Genomic DNA, 320 nt, shown 5'->3' with positions numbered 1-320 from the left:
GGTCCAATGGGAAGATCGCGGTACGTAGGTTTGGTTGAAGTGCTTCCACACCGCCCATACGCATCATTTGGTGCTGGTTTTTCATTTTTTGAACGGCTTGTGTTTTTTTACCAGTACCACACCAGAAGTCCATTGATAGGTTTGCACCTTCTTCTGATTTTAGCCAAATACCTGTACAACCCAGCCACCACATAGAAAAGGTACCCGGTTGCACAACTGTTTGTTCAATCTCTTCATTTAACCATGTGCCCCACTCAGGGAATGTATTTAGGATCCAAGACTCGCGAGTGATTTCGTTTACATTGCTCATGATAATACCT

At 44.1% G+C, this 320-nt stretch carries 1 pseudogene; it reads right to left on the bottom strand.

The features are described 5' to 3' along the window. Positions 1-310: pseudogene (locus AB4512_RS23365) on the bottom strand (L-ascorbate 6-phosphate lactonase); the annotation flags it as partial. Positions 311-320 lie beyond the last annotated feature (10 nt).

It is taken from the genome of Vibrio sp. 10N.222.52.B7 (assembly GCF_041474275.1).
GTDB lineage: Bacteria > Pseudomonadota > Gammaproteobacteria > Enterobacterales > Vibrionaceae > Vibrio > Vibrio crassostreae_C.
This window is presented reverse-complemented; position numbering and strand designations above follow the sequence as displayed.